The sequence below is a fragment of the Natrinema hispanicum genome (assembly GCF_004217335.1).
In the GTDB taxonomy this organism is placed as follows: Archaea; Halobacteriota; Halobacteria; order Halobacteriales; family Natrialbaceae; genus Natrinema; species Natrinema hispanicum.
Genome location: NZ_SHMP01000009.1, coordinates 113,976 through 132,170, shown reverse-complemented (window position 1 = coordinate 132,170; position 18,195 = coordinate 113,976). Strand labels below are relative to the sequence as shown.

The following is an 18,195-nucleotide window of genomic DNA, read 5'->3' as shown; positions in this document are numbered from 1 at the left end:
TCGAGCCTCGCACCCGGCCAGTACGAGTGTTATAAGCTAGTTTTTAATACAGGACACCAGATTGTGGTGGATGATGTGAGTTGCACACTATCACGGACCCGAGGACCTCCGAGTCGAATCAGTAGACGAACCAACGCTCCGCGAGACTGCCGTCCGAATCGACGTGGTGGCCTGTGGGATCTGTGGGACGGATCTCCACGAGTACGAATCCGGCCCCGACCTCACTCCAAATGAAGGCGAACCTCATCCGCTATTCGAGTCGACCGAGGGCAAACCGAACCCTGATCCCACTCAATCGGGGCTGTTCCACCTCTGTGTCATCGACGAAGACATCGAAGGTTTAGCGACGCGTATCGATGAGGCCGGAGGTGACCATTATTCCGAAGTGTGGCAGATATTCGAGGACGATGACCAATACACCCAGACATACTGTCGAGATACATACGGGGACCTCGTCGAGATCTACTCACACAGCCACGAACGGATATACAGCAACCGCCCCGACTGAGCGAAACGACTCAAAAACTCACTGGCACAGCACGGCAATTCGTGTATTGGGTCGCCCGAACGCTCGAGTTTTTCGAACGGATCACACGTCGATCGATGCTGATGTCGATGCAGCAGTCGAAAGCGTGATGCCGTCTACTTGACCACGTCAATCTTCTCGCGGTCGATAGACATCGCGACTGCGCTGACGACCACGACGCCGAGGATGATCTCCTGGACGAACGGGTTGATCGACAGGAGGTTCATTCCGTTCTGCAGGACAGCGATGACCAGCACGCCGAGGATGGTCCGGTGTGGCCCACCGACGCCGCCGGTCAGTGCCGTCCCGCCCATGACGATAGCAGCAATACTGGGCAGCATCATCCCGCCAGCGATGTTTGGCGACGCCGACGAAATGCGCAGGGTGAGCAGGACGCCCGCGGTCCCACAGAGCAGCCCCGAGAGGACGAACGGGTAGATCTTGTACCTGTCGACCTTCGCACCGGCGAGTTCGACGACACGCTCGTTCTCACCGAGGGCGAAACAGTAGCGGCCGAACTTCGTCCGCCAGGCCAGGAACACGGTCGCACCGTAGATGAGCAGGCCCCACATCACGAGGTTCGGGATGCCCGGAATCCACGCCCCGGTGGCAATGTTCCGGATCGCCTGATTGCGGAAGGTGATTGTCGAACCGCCGGTAACGATGAGCGCAACCCCCATCATGACCGACAGCGTACCGAGTGTAACGAGGAACGACGGGACCTTCAGTTTCGTGAAGACGACGCCGTTGACCAGCCCCGCGAGCATCCCGGCACCGATGGCGATTGGGATGGCGAGCAGTCCCAGCTGATACTCGGAGATCAAAACCACCGTCAACACGCCAGTCAGTGTGACGATGGACTCGACCGAGAGGTCAATACTCTGTTGGAGGATCGGAAAGGTGCCAGCCAGTGCGACCAACAGCAGGAAGGCACTGTTCTTCGCCACGTTGTTGATCAGGTTCTGGAACGTCAGAAACTCGCGTGTCCCCACTGCGAACAGTACAGAGAGGAAAAACAACATCGCGAACGGCCCGATATCCCGTATCCAGTCGTGTAGTGTTCGTTGCTCGCGTTGTTCATTGAGCCATGCTTGAACGGGATTCGTGTTGTCAGCGCTCATTTAGATCATCTCCTGAATTAGGTCTTCTTCGGTTGGCTTGTTCCCAGCCGAGGCATCGAACGTCTTGTCTGCGAACTGGCCGTCGTTCATCACGGCAATCCGGTTCGACATCCCGGTGACTTCCGTGAGTTCGTCACCGATAAACACGATAGAGACGCCCTTATCGGTCAGTTCTCGACAGAGGCGATATACTTCTTCTTTAGCACCGACGTCGATACCGCGCGTCACGTTGTCCATGACGAGAATCGGCGTGTCCTGGGCGAGCCAGCGAGCGATGACGACTTTCTGCTGGTTGCCACCACTCAGCCCGTGGACAAGTGTGTCCGAGCCAGGTGTCTTAATGCTAAGCTCCTCGATAGCGTCAGCCGTCGCCTGTTGCTCCGCGTCACGATCGAGTAGAGGGAGTTTCCCGTTCATCGTCCGCACCATCGCGAGCGACGTGTTTGTCCGGACCGACTGGTACAGCAACACGCCCTCTGATTTCCGGTCTTTCGGGATGTATCCGACACCGGCGTCAACCATGTCAGCTACTGACGTGGCGTTAACGGCCTCGCCGTTGACCCGGATCGTCCCGTCGGTCATCGCGACGTCGCCGGCCAGTACCCGTCCAAGTCGCTCCTTACCAGAGCCCTCAACGCCGACGATGCCGAATATCTCCCCCTCTTTGACCGAAAACGAGAGCGGACCGATTTCCTCAGTCGTTAGTCTTTCAACACCAAACGTCTCTGAACCGAGTTCGGAATCGGTTCGCTGGTCGGGGACGCGGTAGTACTCGTCTGCCGTCTCGCGACCGACCATGCTCTGCTGGAGGTCATCAGTCGTCGCCTCCGCTGCTGACACCTCGTCGACGAGTTTCCCATCTTTGAGAACGTAGACGCGGTCCGAGACGTAAAGTACCTCGTCGAGTTCGTGCGAGACGAAAACGAATGTCGCCCGGTCTCTAAGGTCGTCAATCAACTCGAAGAGAAGTTCCCGACCGGCCTCTTCAAGTCCGGCGGTCGGCTCGTCAAGCAAGATAACCGGGTTATCGGACTTCTGCGAAACGTGGAACGCCTTGGCAATTTCGAGCATCTGGCGCTCATTGAACGAGTATTCCTTGACAAACTCGTCGACGTCGATATTGATCCCGAGGTCGTCGACGAACGACTGCGCCTCCTCGCTCATCTCCTCGCGGTCGAGGACGCCGAGCTGTCCCTTTTCACGGCCGAGGTACAGGTTCTCGTAGCCACGGAAGTTCGTAATAACGTCTTGTTCTTGATGGACGAGAGAGACGCCGTGGGCGGCCGCCTCCCGCGGACCCGTGAACTCGACGGACTCCCCATCGACATGTAGTTGGCCTTCGTCCGCTTCGAGGACACCCGTTAGGATGTTCAACAGCGTGCTTTTTCCCGCGCCGTTCTCGCCGACCAGACCGATGACTTCCCCACGACGGATGTCGAGAGACACGTCCGAAAGCGCCTGGACGTGCCGGAATGATTTCGAGACGTTCTCAACACGGAGGCTAATCTCTCCCTTGACAGGATTCTCGGCTGATGCTATACTGTCACTCACACCCTCACTTGTGTTGAGGGTATGTATATCAGTTTCGGACATTCGTGCAAGTACCCTCTCTCATTGCTTCAGGGGGTCGTTGGTGAACCGATCTTCGTAGAGTTGGGCGATCTCCTGCTGTGCGCCGCTGTCGGTGTACGCATCCGGCATCGAGTAGTTGTTCGGCTTGTCCGCGTCCTTCCAGTCGAGCACCTGCTTGATATCCTCCTGGCTCATCGGCTGCAGGTCGACCTGTGGGTCCCAGCTGTCTTCGCCGGCTTCGACAACGGACATCTTCTCCCAGTCGTACGGTGTCTCCCCCTCGAAAATCGCTTCGTTGTACCCGGCAGCGTCGACAACGGGAAGTCGCTCAACGACATCAGTCCACTCATCAGGATTTTGCACACAAACCGGCGCGTTGAACGACATCATCCGCTCCGCTGGCGCGAGCTTATGCCCGTTGAGCCAATCGTGGCACTTCACGAGCGACCAGCCGGCCTGCCATGGACCCATCCCAGAGACCGAGGCGGTCATCTTCCCCTCGGCGATCTGTGCAAGGCCAGGTTCACTGGCATCAATGCCGACGGTCGGCACGTCGATGCCGTTTTCCTCGAGGATCGTGTTCCCGCCGATGGCGACGGCGTCGTTCTGTCCGAAGAAGCCGTCGATGTCGTCACCGAACTGTGAGACCTTGTCTGCCATCGCGTCGCGTGAGTCCGACCGAATGTAGTTCCCCTGCAGACGCGGACCAAGCATCTCGATGTCCGGGTACTCCTGGAGCGCCAGGTCGACACCTTTGTTTCGCCCGATGTTCGGTGCCGTGCCCCGGTTCCCTTCGATGTGGACGAAGCGGCCTTCGCCACCCATCGCTTCGAAAAGGATCTTCGCTGCCGTGTAGGCGTGGTTGACGAAGTGGGGTGCGAAGAACTGGACGTACTCATCGCCCGCGTCCTGTGGCGTGTACCAATCCGCGATGGTCACCGCCAGAATCGTCGGCACACCTGCTGCCACACACGTTTCCGCCAGCGAAATCGCCGCCGCGTTCGTGTACGTCTGTCCGATTATCGTATCGGTGTTACTGGCGACCGCCGTGTCAAACTGCTCCTGCTGGGTGGTGACGTTCCCGTCATTCGTCTGGAGGTTCGTCTCGTAGCCGAGCGCCTCTGCAGCCTCTTCGTAGCCTTTCTTCCAGGATAGCCAGTAGGAGTTCTGGAGATTCGCAATCGAACCCAGCGACGTATTTCCTCCGCTAGAGTCGCTCTGAAGACAGCCTGCGATACCAGCGAGGCCCGCCATCGTCCCGGCACCTGCTGTTTGTTTGATGAATCGCCGTCTCGACTGATTACTGGGATTGCCTACCATGTGAATACACACCTATGTTTCTGTACAATCCCTATATATAGATTATGGTACATACAGCCATACTCATGTGGGCAGAATAAGGATTGATCCGTTCGAGTTCATAGGATAGATCCAGATTCACTAAACCATCCAACCACACAGGGGCTTACGCTGCTGTTGCACCGGTTGGTCTGCCACTGTGCCAGTAGGGACATTACTGCCCTAGCCCATATTACAGATCAGGACTGCCTGTGATACGGTCTGTATGAGCAGAACAGAGAATCAAGACGAAGGTCGGCTACGGCCACTGAGCAATCCCCATCATGCACTTCCTGTCCGACAATAGAGCCCGCGTCTTTCGGCTTACTTCCTCACGCTTGGCGGTCACGCTCGTACATCTATGAAATTCCGAGAGATCCGGGAACGTGAGCCAGTGTTCTATTCCTGGGTCAGACTCCCAACAAGCACGATGGTTTCTCTCTCAACAGGCAAACAAATTATTGTTTTAGCGGGTTGCTGGTGAAGCGGTTCTTGTGCAGTTCAGTGATTTCCTGCTGTTTGGCGCTGTCCGTGTATACGTCCGGTATCGAGTAATCATTTGGCTTGTCCGATTCATCCCACGCAAGCACCGTCTTTATCACCTCTTTGTTCATCGGCTGCAGGTCGATCTGCGGGTCCCAACTATCTTCGCCGGCTTCGACGACGGACATCGTCTTCCAGTCGTACGGTGTCTGCCCTTCGAAAATCGCCTCGTTATACTCGGCGGCGTCGACGACTGAAAGCCACCCGACTGTTCCGCGCCACTCACTCGGTTTTTTCACGCAGACTGGTGCGTTGAACGACATCATCCGCTCTGCCGGCGTGAGTTTGTGCCCGTTGAGGAAGTCGTGACACTTCGCGACTGACCATCCCTCCTGCCACGGCCTCATCCCAGAGACCGAAGCAGTGATTGCGCCTTCGTCGATCTTTGCGAGACCGGGTTCGCTGGCGTCGATACCGACGATCGGGACGTCTATGTCGTTCTCCGCGAGGATCGTGTGACCGCCGATGGCAACACCGTCGTTCTGGTATTCCCGACAGTATCCCTCGCCAACACGGCAGTCCCGCCGATCCAAGTGGTGGGAGAAAGGTGCAGCCGCCGCCGTGAACAGTCGCTCAGGGAGCAGTACGTCGTCCCACGTCAGTACATCACTTTGCCGGCGGAGACATTGATGTCCTGACCCGTGATGCGGTCTGCCTCGTCGGAGCAGAGAAACGAGACAAGGTCAGCGACGTCCTCGCGCTGGACGAGTTCGCCGCGTGCGCTCTCTGACTCAACATCGCTCCGTACTTCTTCGTACGTTTGTCCGTTCGCTTCAGCCTGTTTCTCGAATACACTCCTGATACGCGGGCCATCGACCGAGCCTGGACAGACGGCGTTAACGTTGATATCATGTTCACCCACTTCAGCCGCGAGCGTGCGGGTAAAGCCAATCAATCCCATCTTCGTCGCCGCGTAGGGAGTCCGATTAACGAGCGGGCGTTTGCCGGTGACCGATGCGATGTTGACGATTCGTCCATAGCCAGCGTCTTTCATGTACGGCAGGACGGCACGGCACATCGTGAACGGGCCAGTGAGGTTAACCGCGATGGTCTGTCTCCATTCGTCGGTCGCAACTTCCTCACAAGGTGTCGTCGGGCCGGCGATGCCGGCGTTGTTCACCAGAACGTCGACCGATCCGAGCTTCTCAACGACTGTATCGATGGTCGACTCAATGCTGGCTTCGTCGCCGAGGTCCGTGTACACTGGGAGGCCGGTCTGTCCTTCATCTTCGATTAGGGCTACGGTCTCGTCCATCGCGCCGTCGTCGATGTCCGCAACGACGACGTCGAAGCCTTGGTTGGCTAACTCTACACAGATCGCTTGTCCGATACCGCGACCACCGCCGGTAACAATTGCAGTGCTATCGTGAGTCACATACTGTGAACTCATGTTCAACACCATAAATCTAGTGAGTAATTCGTCCCAGATCCTGTGCGACAGCCGATCTTTCTCCTTGCCAACACGAATATTTAAATAGCAGTCAATTTATTCTGCAGCCGTATGGCATACAGTGGCTACGAGGATTACTTCTCAAAAGAGGTAATCATCAGTGTCGCAACGACTGGCGGTCATCACGGCAAAGAAGCGAACCCAAACCTCCCGACACAACCCGAGGAGGTCGCCAGGGACATCCAAGCGTGCGAGGAAGCCGGCGCGTCAATGGTTCACCTGCACGCGAGAGACGACGATGGCGAGAACACGAAAGACATCACGCGGTACCAAGAACTGCGCGATCGGATCGAGGAGTACTGCGATGATATCATCGTCAACTTCACGACCGGCGGCGGGGGCATCTACTCGCGCGAGGAGCGTATCGCCCCGTGCTTGGAGACCGAACCGCGCCCAGAGGTGGCGACGGTCGATTTGGGGCCGGTCAACTTCGGCCAGACGCGAACCGCAGTGAACACCCGCGAACAGAATGAGGAGTACGCAGAACGGATGCGCGAGGCCGGCGTGAAGCCTGAGCTTGAGCTGTTTAATCCGGGTCACATCCCAGAGGCCGAACACCTGATTGACGAGGGACTGCTTGACGACCCCTACTGGGCGACGGTCATCTTCGGGATGCAAAACGGGATGCCCGCGAGCCCGGGGAATCTCGTCACCTTCGTTGAGAACCTCCCAGATCCGGTCGAGTGGCAGTGTCTTGCGGTCGGCAAACACCAACTCCCAATGACGACAATGGCGATGGCCATGGGGGGGCACGTCCGCGTCGGGATGGAGGACAACGTCTACTATCGCAAGGGCGAACTCGCCGAGAGCAACGCTCAGTTGGTTCGCCGTGCTGCACGAATCGCCGACGAACTCAACCGGCCGGTCGCGACTCCCGCAGACGCACGAGACCGCCTTGGCCTCTGAGCGCCGTACTGCAACGACCAAGCGCAGGGATATCGCGCTAACGCTGCACGCCAGCTAGTCTGTCCAGCGCTCAGAGTCTCCCCTTCACGGGTCCCGAATTATATCTTCGAGTTCGGATACGACGAGTTGCCGTGAGAGCCAGCAACCCATCCGAACTCGGCCGATCAGGTTTTAGGACCAGATATCCAGCAGTGACGGGAGAAAACATAATATATTTAACATTACATCATGATTCGGCATGTGCGAATTCAACTATCAGGATTATTTACCATAGTACTGGCAAATACCGCTTAGACTGCCGAAACCGGGTGTTTTGAAGTCAAACCGCCGTAGTCGGCACCATCTGATGTCGCTGATCGCAGATATTTTTAGCCAACCTCTTTCTCAAATAAAAACAGAATTCCTATCCTGCGAACTTTATAAGAGAAGAGGCACAATGGCACCCTCAGCGAGAAGATCGATTCGCGCATCGCGAATTATTTATATTACTGCTGTGTGAAGTCATGGTATGACAGAGAACACGGCACCACGCACGCTCGCAACGACGCAGACCTCATTCGAGATCATCGAGTTACTCAAAGAGCGCGGCGGCGGGCGAGTGACGGAACTCGCCGGGGAACTGGATCTGGCCCCAAGTACAGTTCACAGCCACCTCGCGACACTCATCGAGGCGGGGTACCTGACTCAGGAAGGCGACATCTATCAACTAGGACTTGCATTTCTCGAACTCGGCGAGCACGTTCGAACTCGTAAGGAACCGTATGCCATCGCGGAGTCGTACACGGAACAACTGGCAGCCGAAACCGACTCACGCGCCGTCTTCGCTGTCGAAGAACATGGCAGAGGCGTCTACATGTACACGTTCTCCGGAGATCACGCCGTGTGGACGTACTCTTCTGTCGGCAAACGCTTCCCGCTGCATGTGACGGCAGCCGGGAAGTCAATCCTCTCTCAGCTCCCCGATGCACGCGTTGAGGAGATCATCGACCAGCACGGACTCGAGCCGAAAACGGACAACACCATCACGTCACGGGATGTGTTACTCGAGGAACTGGCCACTATCGATGAGCAGGGCTACGCCATCAACCGCGAGGAACAGCTTGATGGTGTTAAGGCAGTCGGTGTTCCGGTTTTCGGTCCCGACAGACAAGTCCTCGGGGCCTTCAGCGTCGCAAGTCCTGCTAACCGCATGAAAGGAGAGTGGTTCGAAGATGAACTCCCCGAAATAATCCTTGCAACCGCCAACGAGTTCGAACTGGAGATCTCCCTGACATAACTGGTGTATCCAATATCAGGAGAAATCGAGGATCATGGTCAACTACTCCGACCGGTTGGACCGACGGGAAAACGGGAATGCCACCCCATCTGTATTACAATTGTACCTCTGTAATTCTTCGACGAACACGTGCTCAACTCATAGTCTGGCCAGCGCTCCTGCTACAATCGACATGGGCTCGAGATTGGAGACGACGAGTGCCTGGGCGTCGGCACCGACTGGTTTATTCATTACCGCCGACGGCAGTGTCTCGAGTTCAATTGGGTGGTCATGGAACGGATACGGTACTCAAATGCAGATAAGTATCAGTAAATAGGTCGCTTCGAGGATCGGTTCTACTCGATCAGCCGTCGCCGCCAGAACGGTTCGTATCCACGTTCTATTACATTTGTACTACCGTAAACCAGAGAGAGACAACAGATGTATATAGATGATTGAACCGGATGACTTTGAGTTCGTAGCAATGTATTCATATGCTGTCAGAGAGTAACGATATGGTCCAGAACCAGCAGCAGGAGACAGAATAACACATCTGAATCGCCCTCGTGATTTATTCTGGAAGGGAAAAACTCTTTACATCCCTCTTCATTTACTTATATAATGGCCAATCTCGATGATGCCGAGACGGACGGAGCGTCATGTGGCTGTAAGCTCGGACGGGTTGCCGACAAATACGACCTGACGGGTCTCGACGACGACCTGATCGCATACTGGACCGGCGATGCCGACGAACAGCTCAGCACACGGCAACTCGCGACATACGTGAATCAGCAAATACTGTCGGCGGCACTTGCTGACGCAGACATTCCGCCGAGAGAGGGCGAAATCGAGAATACGTACCGATTGCTCACTGACGACGACGTCAGCAGCGGCACACAGGTCCAAACGCGAAACGAATTGCAGCGCGATGGGGTTCCGGTCGAAGAGGTCGAATCTGATTTCGTCTCCCACCAAACCGTTTACAATCATCTTACGAAGTGCCTCGAGACAGAACTCGAGAAACCGAGTGACGAGGAACAACTCGAGCGAAGCGGCGAAAAGCTCGCTGCGCTCCAAAATCGAACCGCAGCAGTTACATCGGATACGATTGCCCGACTCAATCAGAAGGATCTCATCGATATCGGTGAGTTCAACGTTACCGTCTCCATTACCGTGACTTGCGAGGAGTGTCTTCAAGAGTACACTGTCAGGGAGTTACTCAACGAACGATCCTGTAACTGCCAAAGCCAATCGTAAAAGAAGCGCCTCGACAGTAAAGGTCCTATCGGTTGCGCACAGCGAGAGATCCATACAATGGGATGAAGCGTTATACCTATGTAAGAGTGGGAACTATAACATTGCATGGAACCTAAATTGGGGACAGCTAAGCAGGAAGTTCCGACGCAGGCAATGCTATCTGCTACAAATATTGGTGGCATCGATGAGACGAAGGTCTCGTTTCAGCAGGGAGTAACTGTTCTGTCCGGACGAAATGCGACCAATCGAACATCACTCCTACAGGCGATTATGGCAGCGCTCGGAAGCGACCAGGTGAGCCTCAAAGCCGATGCCGATGAGGGAAGCGCAGCGCTCGAGTTCGGCGACGAAATCTACCGCCGGCACCTCTCCCGTCGGAACGGAACGATCACCACCGAAGGCGATCCGTACTTGGAGGATCCAGAACTCGCGGATTTATTTGCGTTTTTGCTCGAGTCGAACGAGGCACGCCAGGCTGTTGCTCGCGGAGACGACCTCCGCGAACTGATCATGCGCCCGGTCGACACTGGCGCAATCAAGACAGAGATCGAACAGTACGAGCAGCGAAAACGCGAAATCGACGAGCAACTCGAAGAGCTAGACACACTCGAGCAGCGACTTCCTGACCTCGAAGCGAAACGGACGCGGGTGACAGACGAGATCGAGACGCTACGGGAGGAACTCGAGACGGCCCGGGTCGAACTCGAGGAAGCGAACGTTGACGTCGAAAAGCGACGGGAAGAGCAGTCTGAACTCGAGACGAAACTTGAAGAACTGCGCGAGACACGATCCGAACTCGAACATGTCCGTGATCGAATCGAGACTGAGCGCGAGAGCATCGAGGCCCTGAAAAAAGAACGGGGCGAAATCCGAGACCGACTCGAATCGCTTTCGACAGGCGAAGAGACCGACGTGAGTCAGATCGAAGCCGAAATCGACGCGCTCCAAGAGGAGAAAGCGGATCTCTCCGAAGAGGTCTCACAACTCAAGAGTACGATCCAGTTCAACGAGCGGCTCCTCGAGGAGCCGGACTCGTTTCTTGGCGAGACAACCAAAACCGATGACGGGCCCATAACGGACCAGTTGCTCGATGATTCCGAGACTGTCACGTGTTGGACCTGTGGCTCCTCGGTCGCTCGAGAGCAGATCGAAACGACGATCGAACAACTCCGAACGGCACACCAGGAGCGTCTCAAGGAGCGATCCGAGATCAATTCTGAGCTGACCGATCGGCGAGAAACGCTGTCGACGATCAAAGAGAATCGGACTGAATACCGACAGACACAGCAGCGCCTCGAGTCGACCGAAGATGAGATTGAGCGGCGGAGCGACCGAATCGACGACTTGACGGACAAGCGCGAGCGTTTGACCGACGAAATTGACGATCTCGAAGCTGAAATCGATGACCTCGAAAGCGAGGACTATGGCGATATCCTCGACCAGCACAAAGAGGTCAACCAACTCGAGTTCAAACTCGAGCGCAAAGAGCGCAAGCGCGACGAGATCGAAGACGAAATCGCCACGATCGAGGACCGTCTCAGTGAGCGCGAAGAACTCAAGGGCCGTCGTGAAGACGTGACCGACGAACTGACCGACCTCCGGACGCGCATCGACCAAATCGAGGCGAACGCCGTCGAAGCGTTCAATGAACACATGGAAAATCTCCGTGCGACGCTCGGATACGATAATCTCGATCGGATTTGGATCGATCGGACCCGTCGTGAGGTTCGGGAGGGGCGCCGCAAGGTCACGAAGTCGTCGTTCGACCTCAAAATCGTGCGCAGCACCGACGATGGCACAGCCTACGAGGACACGATCGATCACCTAAGCGAAAGTGAGCGAGAAGTGACTGGCCTTGTGTTCGCGCTTGCGGGCTATCTGGTTCACGACGTCTACGAGACAGTTCCATTTATGCTGCTTGACTCCCTCGAGGCAATCGACTCTGAACGGATCGCAGCGCTCGTCGAGTACTTCGAATCGTACGTCCCGTATCTCGTCGTGGCACTGTTGGACGAGGACGCACAGGCGATTGAAGAACCTCACAACGAGATCACAGAGATCTAAGCAGGTTTCGTGGTCTATTTTTTACGCCACGACGGTTTGCTTGCCAGGCGGATAGTGGTCAAAACACGACATCGAAGAACTTCGTACTACTGTTTTTCCTACTTCGTGTGCTTCTTGTACTCGATCTGGCGAACAGTTGATCCCCTCGTCCAAATTGCGCTCACTAGAGAATACGAAGAAGAATCGCTGATAACGGCAGAAAATGCGCTGACACTGCTGAAAAAGCAGACAGAAATCGGCTAAGGCACGCTGCACTTTCCATATGAATGCCTCTGCGCAAGCAGCAATTCTACTTCACGTGTGAAGCCCAAAGTAGTTAGAAATGTAGCCATATTACGGACTGTGGGGTGACTTTTCGGGTCAAATACGATTAACGATTCGACTGAGATAATGCGTTTCAGCCCTGCCAACGGCCTCATAATCTCATCTCCCGGGCCACAGCTGTAGCTACGAATGATAGAACCCGTGCACGGAATCTCAACATCGATTGACTAACCGGTGGGGGACGATTCGTCCCCCACTGTGACAAACAACTGGTCAGACCGTATTGCGGCTGCTGATGACAACCGCACTCAACGGTCAGTTGACGAGCGCCTACAAGATATCGGTCCACTCTCGGGCGGGTGGCTGCCCCTAACCGAGCAGGCCGCCGAGGTCGTCGACAAGACGACCTCTGCGGTCGAGTTAGTCACTCACCTCGACGTCAGCCGATACTGCCGTGCTGATCCCATTCCACACTGGCACGACTCTAAACCGTTCGAACCGATGCTCCGGGCGATCCTTCTGAAAGAACTCGAAGACGCGTCCGATGGCTGGCTCCATCGGACGCTCGACAGTGACCCTCAACTTGCTGACGCTCTTGGCTTCAATCCCGACGACACACCCTCACGAAGCACGATTTCTCGGGCACAGACTAACCGGTTTGCGGACCTCCAGTCGACGATCGAGACCGCTACTTGTCAGATCCAGGCGTTGGCCGCCGAACGCGGCAGTCCCATCGGGACACCGTACGAAGACAGCGCTTCGGAGGAGCCGACAGGCTCCTCGAAGCGCACAGTCAACCGTCTCATTCGGGGGAAAACACGTGACCTCCTCGACGAACTCCAAACTGTCGTGTTGCCTGCCTTCGATTTTGACCGGCCTGATGACCCGGTTTACGACGACGAGGAACTCCTGATGCTGGAGGCCTGTCTCGGGGTGACAGGCACCGCCGCTAACGGCGGTGCCGAAACCTACGGCGATTTCGTCAATCCTGACCCGGATCTCGACGATCCCTTCTACGAGGATGGACCGAGTGGAGAGACGCTTCTGGAGGCGATCAAGGACCTTTCACCGACACAAATCGCGGAGATGGTCAACCAAAGCGCGGCCCGCGTCTTGACGCGGGCCAAGCCTCACTTGAAGTTCGAGACGCCTGTCATGCTGTCGATCGACATAACCTACGTCGCTTTCTACGGGGAGCGTGAGGAACTCGTACGTGTTCAGGATGCGCCAAAGGACAAGTCCTACGACTGGTGCTACAAGTTCGCAACCGCGAACGTTGTTGGAGACAACGTTCACTTCGCAGCTGCGATGCTTTCAGTTGGGCACGCCGATTATCGCGATCCAGAGAGCTATCCTGGCGAGGACAAGAGTTATTCAGTCGGCGACATTGTTCGCCAACTCGTCGACCACGTCAGCGACGTCTGTCGGGTTCATACGCGGCGCCTCTACGCTGATCGGGAATTCTACGCCACGGACGTATTTTCGGTGCTCGAACAGCGAGACCTTTTCTACGTGATCCCGACACTGCGCGATGACCGCGTCAAGCGGTTCATCGCGCGCACGGACGAGGATGTAGAGGGACAAAAGCAAGTGACAGTCAAATCCGAGCACGCAGTGTACGGGCCGGTAAAACACCGTGTCCCCAACACCAGAGCCGAGACAACGCTGGTCGGACTCCCGCCAGACGAGGACCGCGACGAGGTGCAGGTATTTGCGACCAATCTCGACGTAAACGACGAGATTGGTCTTGACCGGCGCTTGACGAAAAAGCAGGTCAATCGCTACAGACGCCGAGGCGGGATTGAAACGGCTTATAGCAAAATCAAGGAGTTCGCACCGTGGACGACGTCGACGAACTTCTCAGTGAGGTTGTTCCACTTCGGCTTTGCAGTCCTGCTGTACGATCTGTGGCTGCTCGTGGACTTCCTTGTCCAGACGTTGATTGAGGTCATCAGTTTCGCACGAAACCGCGGGTGACCGCCCCGCGGTTTCGTGCGTTCCTCCGGAGAGAGGTGAGCGCATTGCTGTAGACCCTGCTCCGTGCTTGCCCTTTCCGAGAGGCATCACTGTCTAAATAGACTGATTATACCGTTCTCGCCCACCTGACCGCCACTCACGGGTGGTGAGTGGCGGTCGTGATTCCTTGATCGGCCTGTATTCTGGACCGATTCAAACCGACAGACGCGAATCCCGTGCACGGATTTCGGGGTATTCGCAGCAGCACGGCCCGCAGAAGATATAGCCCAATATGATTTATGGATGTGAGTTTAACAGTCTCGAGTACCCGAGACCACCGAAATCAACCGCGAGAGGTGTTTCAGATTTACTTGGTTAAACACCAACAATGCACAGTGAATTTCTACACCCCGACACTGTACGGGAAACCGAATAGATGGACTCAAGCGACTTGGCGGCGACACCTGTAAACATCTCCTCGAGAACGCTATCGACGACTTCCTCGAGTCGGGCAACAAGGCCGACGACTATCGCGATGCCCTCAAGCGCTACACCGGCCCCGAGCTTCCGTCGAAGAACAAACGACATGACGACGGGAATCAGATATGGCCGATGGCATCGAGACAGCGATTCAAGGGGCCGGCGTCGACGATGGTTTCGAGGGTCTAGACGACTGGCTCGAGGAATCCAACGAGGCGCCGTAGCCCATCTCGAGGAGATCCTGATAGGCCGGCCACTCGTCGAGATCATGGCCGGCGTGTCGGAGGTCAGGTTCAATTTGCTTGTTCCAGAACGACCTGAGTTCGTCGAGCGACTTGTGCGACCAGCGGATTCGTTCGTTACTCATCGGCTCACCCACTCGAGAACCCCGTTTGCTCCGTGTTGTGGTGATTCTAAGACTGCCATTTCTGTACGTCTCTGTTTTCATGACAGTAATTAAAAGCTATCGTGTACTCTGTTGTCGTCGTGGGACAACTAAAATACACCCTATAGCCGAGAAAGTCAGCTGAATTGGAGTAAACCATATATCGCTACATAAAATTCTATCAAACCCGAGCCAGGGATTCGGCGTTTGGAACCCTACAAATGAAATTACGGGTAACTCAGTGTAGCTTCAAGTGTAAACATATAACGATATATTCTCTGAGTACTTCGTCAAGCGTTGACGTGCGGGTCGAACCGATCGCGATTATCTGGTTCGACTCGCAAAGTCAGGGTTGACGAACCACTCAGGTGTGACATAAGAACCTGTATTTCAGCCTATCTCGGCACAGTTTTCAGAGTCGCTCTTCCCGGTGAGCCGCCTCGGGGTCAAGCCCCGAGGCACTCGGCCTGCTCCGCCTGTAGATTGTAACATCGTGTGATGTCAGAGCAATAGCCCAGAACCCACGTCTCAGCGGTATATGTGAGCGATCAGTGGATTAACGAAGCGGGCATGACGTTACGATCTATCGGGATGAGCGAAAGTCTTGACGGTCATCTAATGACTGGCCTCTGGTGTGAAGATAATAGCACCGATGAGACACAGTAATACGAGGATTGCTGCTAAACGTAATGCGCCGGCTGTCTGTCGCCGGTTCTCTGGAAGGACCTCGGCAATACCAGCCAACGCGGACCCGACCACCATAATAAGCAACCAGTTGCTTGAGTCAGCGTTGCCCTCAATCCAAGAGTATACGTAAAGCCCCAGGAAGATAAGCGATCCAGCGAACTGAACTAACGCCGTAAGGCGGCCAGACGGCTTACTAAACACGACTTCGTTGATACTGGAGGGCATCAAGAGAGTATTCTCGCTCGAAATTAAAATAGTATGTGTGTTAACACGTTCTCGAGCGGTACTTCCGTTCGTGCGATCGGCCTATGCTCGCCGTCGGAGCACGAGCGCCGTCAGTAGTCCTGCAATCGACGCGAGTCCAGCACCGATCCCGAAGCCGGATGTGCCATCCGCGTTCTCGTCGTCTTTAGCAGCGTCTTCGGTCTCAGTCTCGAGGAATTCACTCATCGCGTCAGTATCGGGTCGTGGGAAGTCGTCTTCCCACTCGCCGGCCTGATGGACGGTCGTCTCGGGCCCGACCACGCTCAACTGCTCGAGATCTGCCTTCGTTGCCGAGGCGGTGTCAATCCCGTCCATGTCGTCGACGTAGACGTACATCGATGTCGTCTCGTTGTGCTGTTCGGTCGCGACGCCACTGACGGACAGACTCTCACTGACTGTGTCGGTAATCTCGCTCATGTTTTCGAACTGTGCTCCGGCTTCGACGCGCACCGTGCCGTCCTTGAGCCCAGCGTCGATGCGAGCGACCTTGAGTTCGGATTCGTTCAGCGCCGACACGAACTCTTCTGTTTTCGGGGACATCGTCGTCGACGACTGACTGTTTTGGATCGACTGTGCCCAACTCTTAATCGTCTGTCCAGCCAGGTCTTTTGCCTCGAGTTTGAATTCGCCGTCCATCGAGAGTTCGTCACCGTCGGTTTCGGCCGTGAGATCGAACGTGACATCGTTCGGCGGCTCGATGTCGCGGGACTCGAGTTCGTCGATGTAGGCGTTCCAGTTTTTGGTATCGCCCGTCATCGTCGCATTAAACGACAAATCACCGGACGACGCTTGTTCGACCGACCCGTCCCAGGTAAACGTCGACTCGAGGTTCGCCGCCTGCTGAGCCTCGATGGATTTTCGCGCATTCTCGAGTTGCTCTTGAGGAAGCTGACCAGTCGTATCGGTCGCTTTCATCAGATCGAACATCGAGAGGGTCAGTTCGTCGTAGTTCGCGATCGCAATATCCCAGTCGGCGTCAACCGAGCCCTCGTTCACGTCCACCATGAACGAGATCGTCTCAAGATTGACTTCAGTGACACTGGTCGCGATCTCCCGTGCTTCCGAGCGGGTCAGATCGGCTGACTCATCTGACACCAGTTGGTCGGTTAGCTGCTCTTCGATACCGCTGTCGATGCCGGTGTACGCAACGGTGTACGAAATCTCGAGCTGGGACTGGCCGCTCGATTGGTTCTGGAAATCGTAGTTCGTGATCTCGATCTCGCTAGTTCCGTTGAGACTCGTAGCGAGCATCCCATACTGGTCCTGAAGCGTTTGTTTAGCCTGCTCTCGTGTTTCCCACTGACTCGCCGTCCACTGGGACAGGTTCCGTTCTCGGGTAACGTCGACCGTGTAGCCGCTCTTCGTCTCCGTCACGGCCGCATCGACGTACATGTTCGACCCGCTACCCATGGTGTCTGTCTCTGCGAACACCTCACCGTTCGTCTCGAATCGATCCGCAGTCGCGGCGATTTCGCCGCTCGTACTGACTGTCCCAGCACTCGTATTCTCGCCGTTGAACGACCCAGACATCTCCGCGTTGAACTCGTTGGCGTCTTCGGAGACCTCTCCAGAGACGTCAACAGTGAGATCTTTGAGATCGTCCGGCTGCTGCATGACCATCGATCCGTTTCCGGAGAGGCCCTGCTGGTTGAGGATCGTCGAGAAATTCGCTGATTCTACATCCTCGTTTGGGTTCTCGACGTCATCAACGACAAGCATGTGAACCAAACCTTCACTGACGTCCATACCCACGTCGATCTTATCGAGGTCCTCGGAGTCGTTCTCATAGTGGAGGACGGCGCTTCCGTTGTCGCCGAGATAGATATCATCGGCCGGCTCAGACTGTGAGTCGACCTGTGTGATCGAGTCGTGCGATTCGAACTCCGGGGAGGGCTCAGTCGCTTGGGCAGTCGTCGTCGCACCGCCGAAGACGACCGGGAGTCCGATCGTTGCAACGCCAACGACTGCGACCATGCACACGGCCAGAAACGCCCTGAAGCCGTCCGTCGATCGCAGTTTCGCTAGCGATTTCAATACTGATGACATGTGAATGGACGTTCAACCGCATGGTTATAAAAGTTAAGATATAGTGACATTCACACCCCCTGAAAGGCGCGGCTTCCCATA

13 protein-coding genes are annotated in these 18,195 nt (G+C 55.8%); 6 read left to right on the top strand and 7 right to left on the bottom strand.

The genetic code is table 11. The features are described 5' to 3' along the window. Positions 1–166: 166 nt before the first annotated feature. Positions 167–508 carry a VOC family protein gene (locus BDK88_RS22175; protein ID WP_277613494.1) on the top strand — a complete coding sequence of 114 codons (342 nt, stop codon included), beginning with the start codon at positions 167–169 and terminating at the stop codon, positions 506–508. Between the two features lie 134 nt (positions 509–642). Here BDK88_RS22175 and BDK88_RS19630 read toward each other — a convergent pair whose 3' ends face one another. The 5 genes from BDK88_RS19630 to BDK88_RS19610 all read right to left on the bottom strand — a co-directional run bounded on the left by BDK88_RS19630 (position 643) and on the right by BDK88_RS19610 (position 6,475). Continuing rightward, positions 643–1,548, bottom strand: a complete 906-nt coding sequence (locus BDK88_RS19630; RefSeq protein ID WP_130501893.1) for an ABC transporter permease — start codon at positions 1,546–1,548, stop codon at positions 643–645. A gap of 99 nt (positions 1,549–1,647) precedes the next feature. After that, positions 1,648–3,240 carry a sugar ABC transporter ATP-binding protein gene (locus BDK88_RS19625; RefSeq protein WP_130501834.1) on the bottom strand — a complete coding sequence of 531 codons (1,593 nt, stop codon included), beginning with the start codon at positions 3,238–3,240 and terminating at the stop codon, positions 1,648–1,650. Between the two features lie 18 nt (positions 3,241–3,258). Further along, complete coding sequence (locus BDK88_RS19620) at positions 3,259–4,539, bottom strand: substrate-binding domain-containing protein (RefSeq protein WP_130501833.1); 1,281 nt, start codon at positions 4,537–4,539, stop codon at positions 3,259–3,261. Between the two features lie 476 nt (positions 4,540–5,015). Beyond that, positions 5,016–5,633, bottom strand: coding sequence for a type 1 periplasmic-binding domain-containing protein (locus tag BDK88_RS19615; protein ID WP_207225348.1), 618 nt, complete (start codon positions 5,631–5,633; stop codon positions 5,016–5,018). A 65-nt stretch (positions 5,634–5,698) separates the two neighbouring features. Further along, the gene (locus tag BDK88_RS19610) at positions 5,699–6,475 is read right to left on the bottom strand and encodes an SDR family NAD(P)-dependent oxidoreductase (RefSeq protein WP_207225347.1); all 777 of its coding nucleotides are present in this window, start codon (positions 6,473–6,475) and stop codon (positions 5,699–5,701) included. Between the two features lie 126 nt (positions 6,476–6,601). On the opposite strand from BDK88_RS19610, the gene BDK88_RS19605 reads away from it, so the two are divergent. The 5 genes from BDK88_RS19605 to BDK88_RS19580 all read left to right on the top strand — a co-directional run bounded on the left by BDK88_RS19605 (position 6,602) and on the right by BDK88_RS19580 (position 14,273). Then, positions 6,602–7,456, top strand: coding sequence for a BKACE family enzyme (locus tag BDK88_RS19605; protein ID WP_130501832.1), 855 nt, complete (start codon positions 6,602–6,604; stop codon positions 7,454–7,456). 508 nt (positions 7,457–7,964) lie between these two features. After that, the gene (locus tag BDK88_RS19600) at positions 7,965–8,732 is read left to right on the top strand and encodes an IclR family transcriptional regulator (protein ID WP_130501831.1); all 768 of its coding nucleotides are present in this window, start codon (positions 7,965–7,967) and stop codon (positions 8,730–8,732) included. Positions 8,733–9,332: 600 nt separating this feature from the next. Continuing rightward, the gene (gene rdfA / locus BDK88_RS19595) at positions 9,333–9,968 is read left to right on the top strand and encodes a rod-determining factor RdfA (protein WP_130501830.1); all 636 of its coding nucleotides are present in this window, start codon (positions 9,333–9,335) and stop codon (positions 9,966–9,968) included. 105 nt (positions 9,969–10,073) lie between these two features. Further along, a complete protein-coding gene (locus BDK88_RS19590) occupies positions 10,074–12,032 on the top strand; it encodes an archaea-specific SMC-related protein (protein WP_130501829.1) in 1,959 nt (652 codons plus the stop codon). Between the two features lie 522 nt (positions 12,033–12,554). Further along, complete coding sequence (locus tag BDK88_RS19580) at positions 12,555–14,273, top strand: transposase (protein ID WP_207225346.1); 1,719 nt, start codon at positions 12,555–12,557, stop codon at positions 14,271–14,273. 610 nt (positions 14,274–14,883) lie between these two features. Here the strand turns inward: BDK88_RS19580 and BDK88_RS19575 are convergent. Together BDK88_RS19575 and BDK88_RS19565 are read right to left on the bottom strand one after the other, a co-directional pair. Continuing rightward, positions 14,884–15,099: a hypothetical protein gene (locus BDK88_RS19575; protein ID WP_207225345.1), complete on the bottom strand. Its 216-nt coding sequence runs from the start codon at positions 15,097–15,099 to the stop codon at positions 14,884–14,886. Positions 15,100–16,110: 1,011 nt separating this feature from the next. Beyond that, positions 16,111–18,114: a hypothetical protein gene (locus BDK88_RS19565; protein ID WP_165397016.1), complete on the bottom strand. Its 2,004-nt coding sequence runs from the start codon at positions 18,112–18,114 to the stop codon at positions 16,111–16,113. Positions 18,115–18,195: the final 81 nt, after the last annotated feature.

Bases quoted from the DNA above. Each gene is read 5' to 3' on its own strand.
- BDK88_RS19600 (WP_130501831.1), top strand. From the start codon at position 7,965: ATGACAGAGAACACGGCACCACGCACGCTCGCAACGACGCAGACCTCA.
- BDK88_RS19575 (WP_207225345.1), bottom strand. From the start codon at position 15,099: ATGAGTAACGAACGAATCCGCTGGTCGCACAAGTCGCTCGACGAACTC.
- BDK88_RS19630 (WP_130501893.1), bottom strand. From the start codon at position 1,548: ATGTTGTTTTTCCTCTCTGTACTGTTCGCAGTGGGGACACGCGAGTTT.
- BDK88_RS19565 (WP_165397016.1), bottom strand. From the start codon at position 18,114: ATGTCATCAGTATTGAAATCGCTAGCGAAACTGCGATCGACGGACGGC.
- BDK88_RS19590 (WP_130501829.1), top strand. From the start codon at position 10,074: ATGGAACCTAAATTGGGGACAGCTAAGCAGGAAGTTCCGACGCAGGCA.
- BDK88_RS19620 (WP_130501833.1), bottom strand. From the start codon at position 4,539: ATGGTAGGCAATCCCAGTAATCAGTCGAGACGGCGATTCATCAAACAA.
- BDK88_RS19625 (WP_130501834.1), bottom strand. From the start codon at position 3,240: ATGTCCGAAACTGATATACATACCCTCAACACAAGTGAGGGTGTGAGT.
- BDK88_RS19605 (WP_130501832.1), top strand. From the start codon at position 6,602: ATGGCATACAGTGGCTACGAGGATTACTTCTCAAAAGAGGTAATCATC.
- rdfA (WP_130501830.1), top strand. From the start codon at position 9,333: ATGGCCAATCTCGATGATGCCGAGACGGACGGAGCGTCATGTGGCTGT.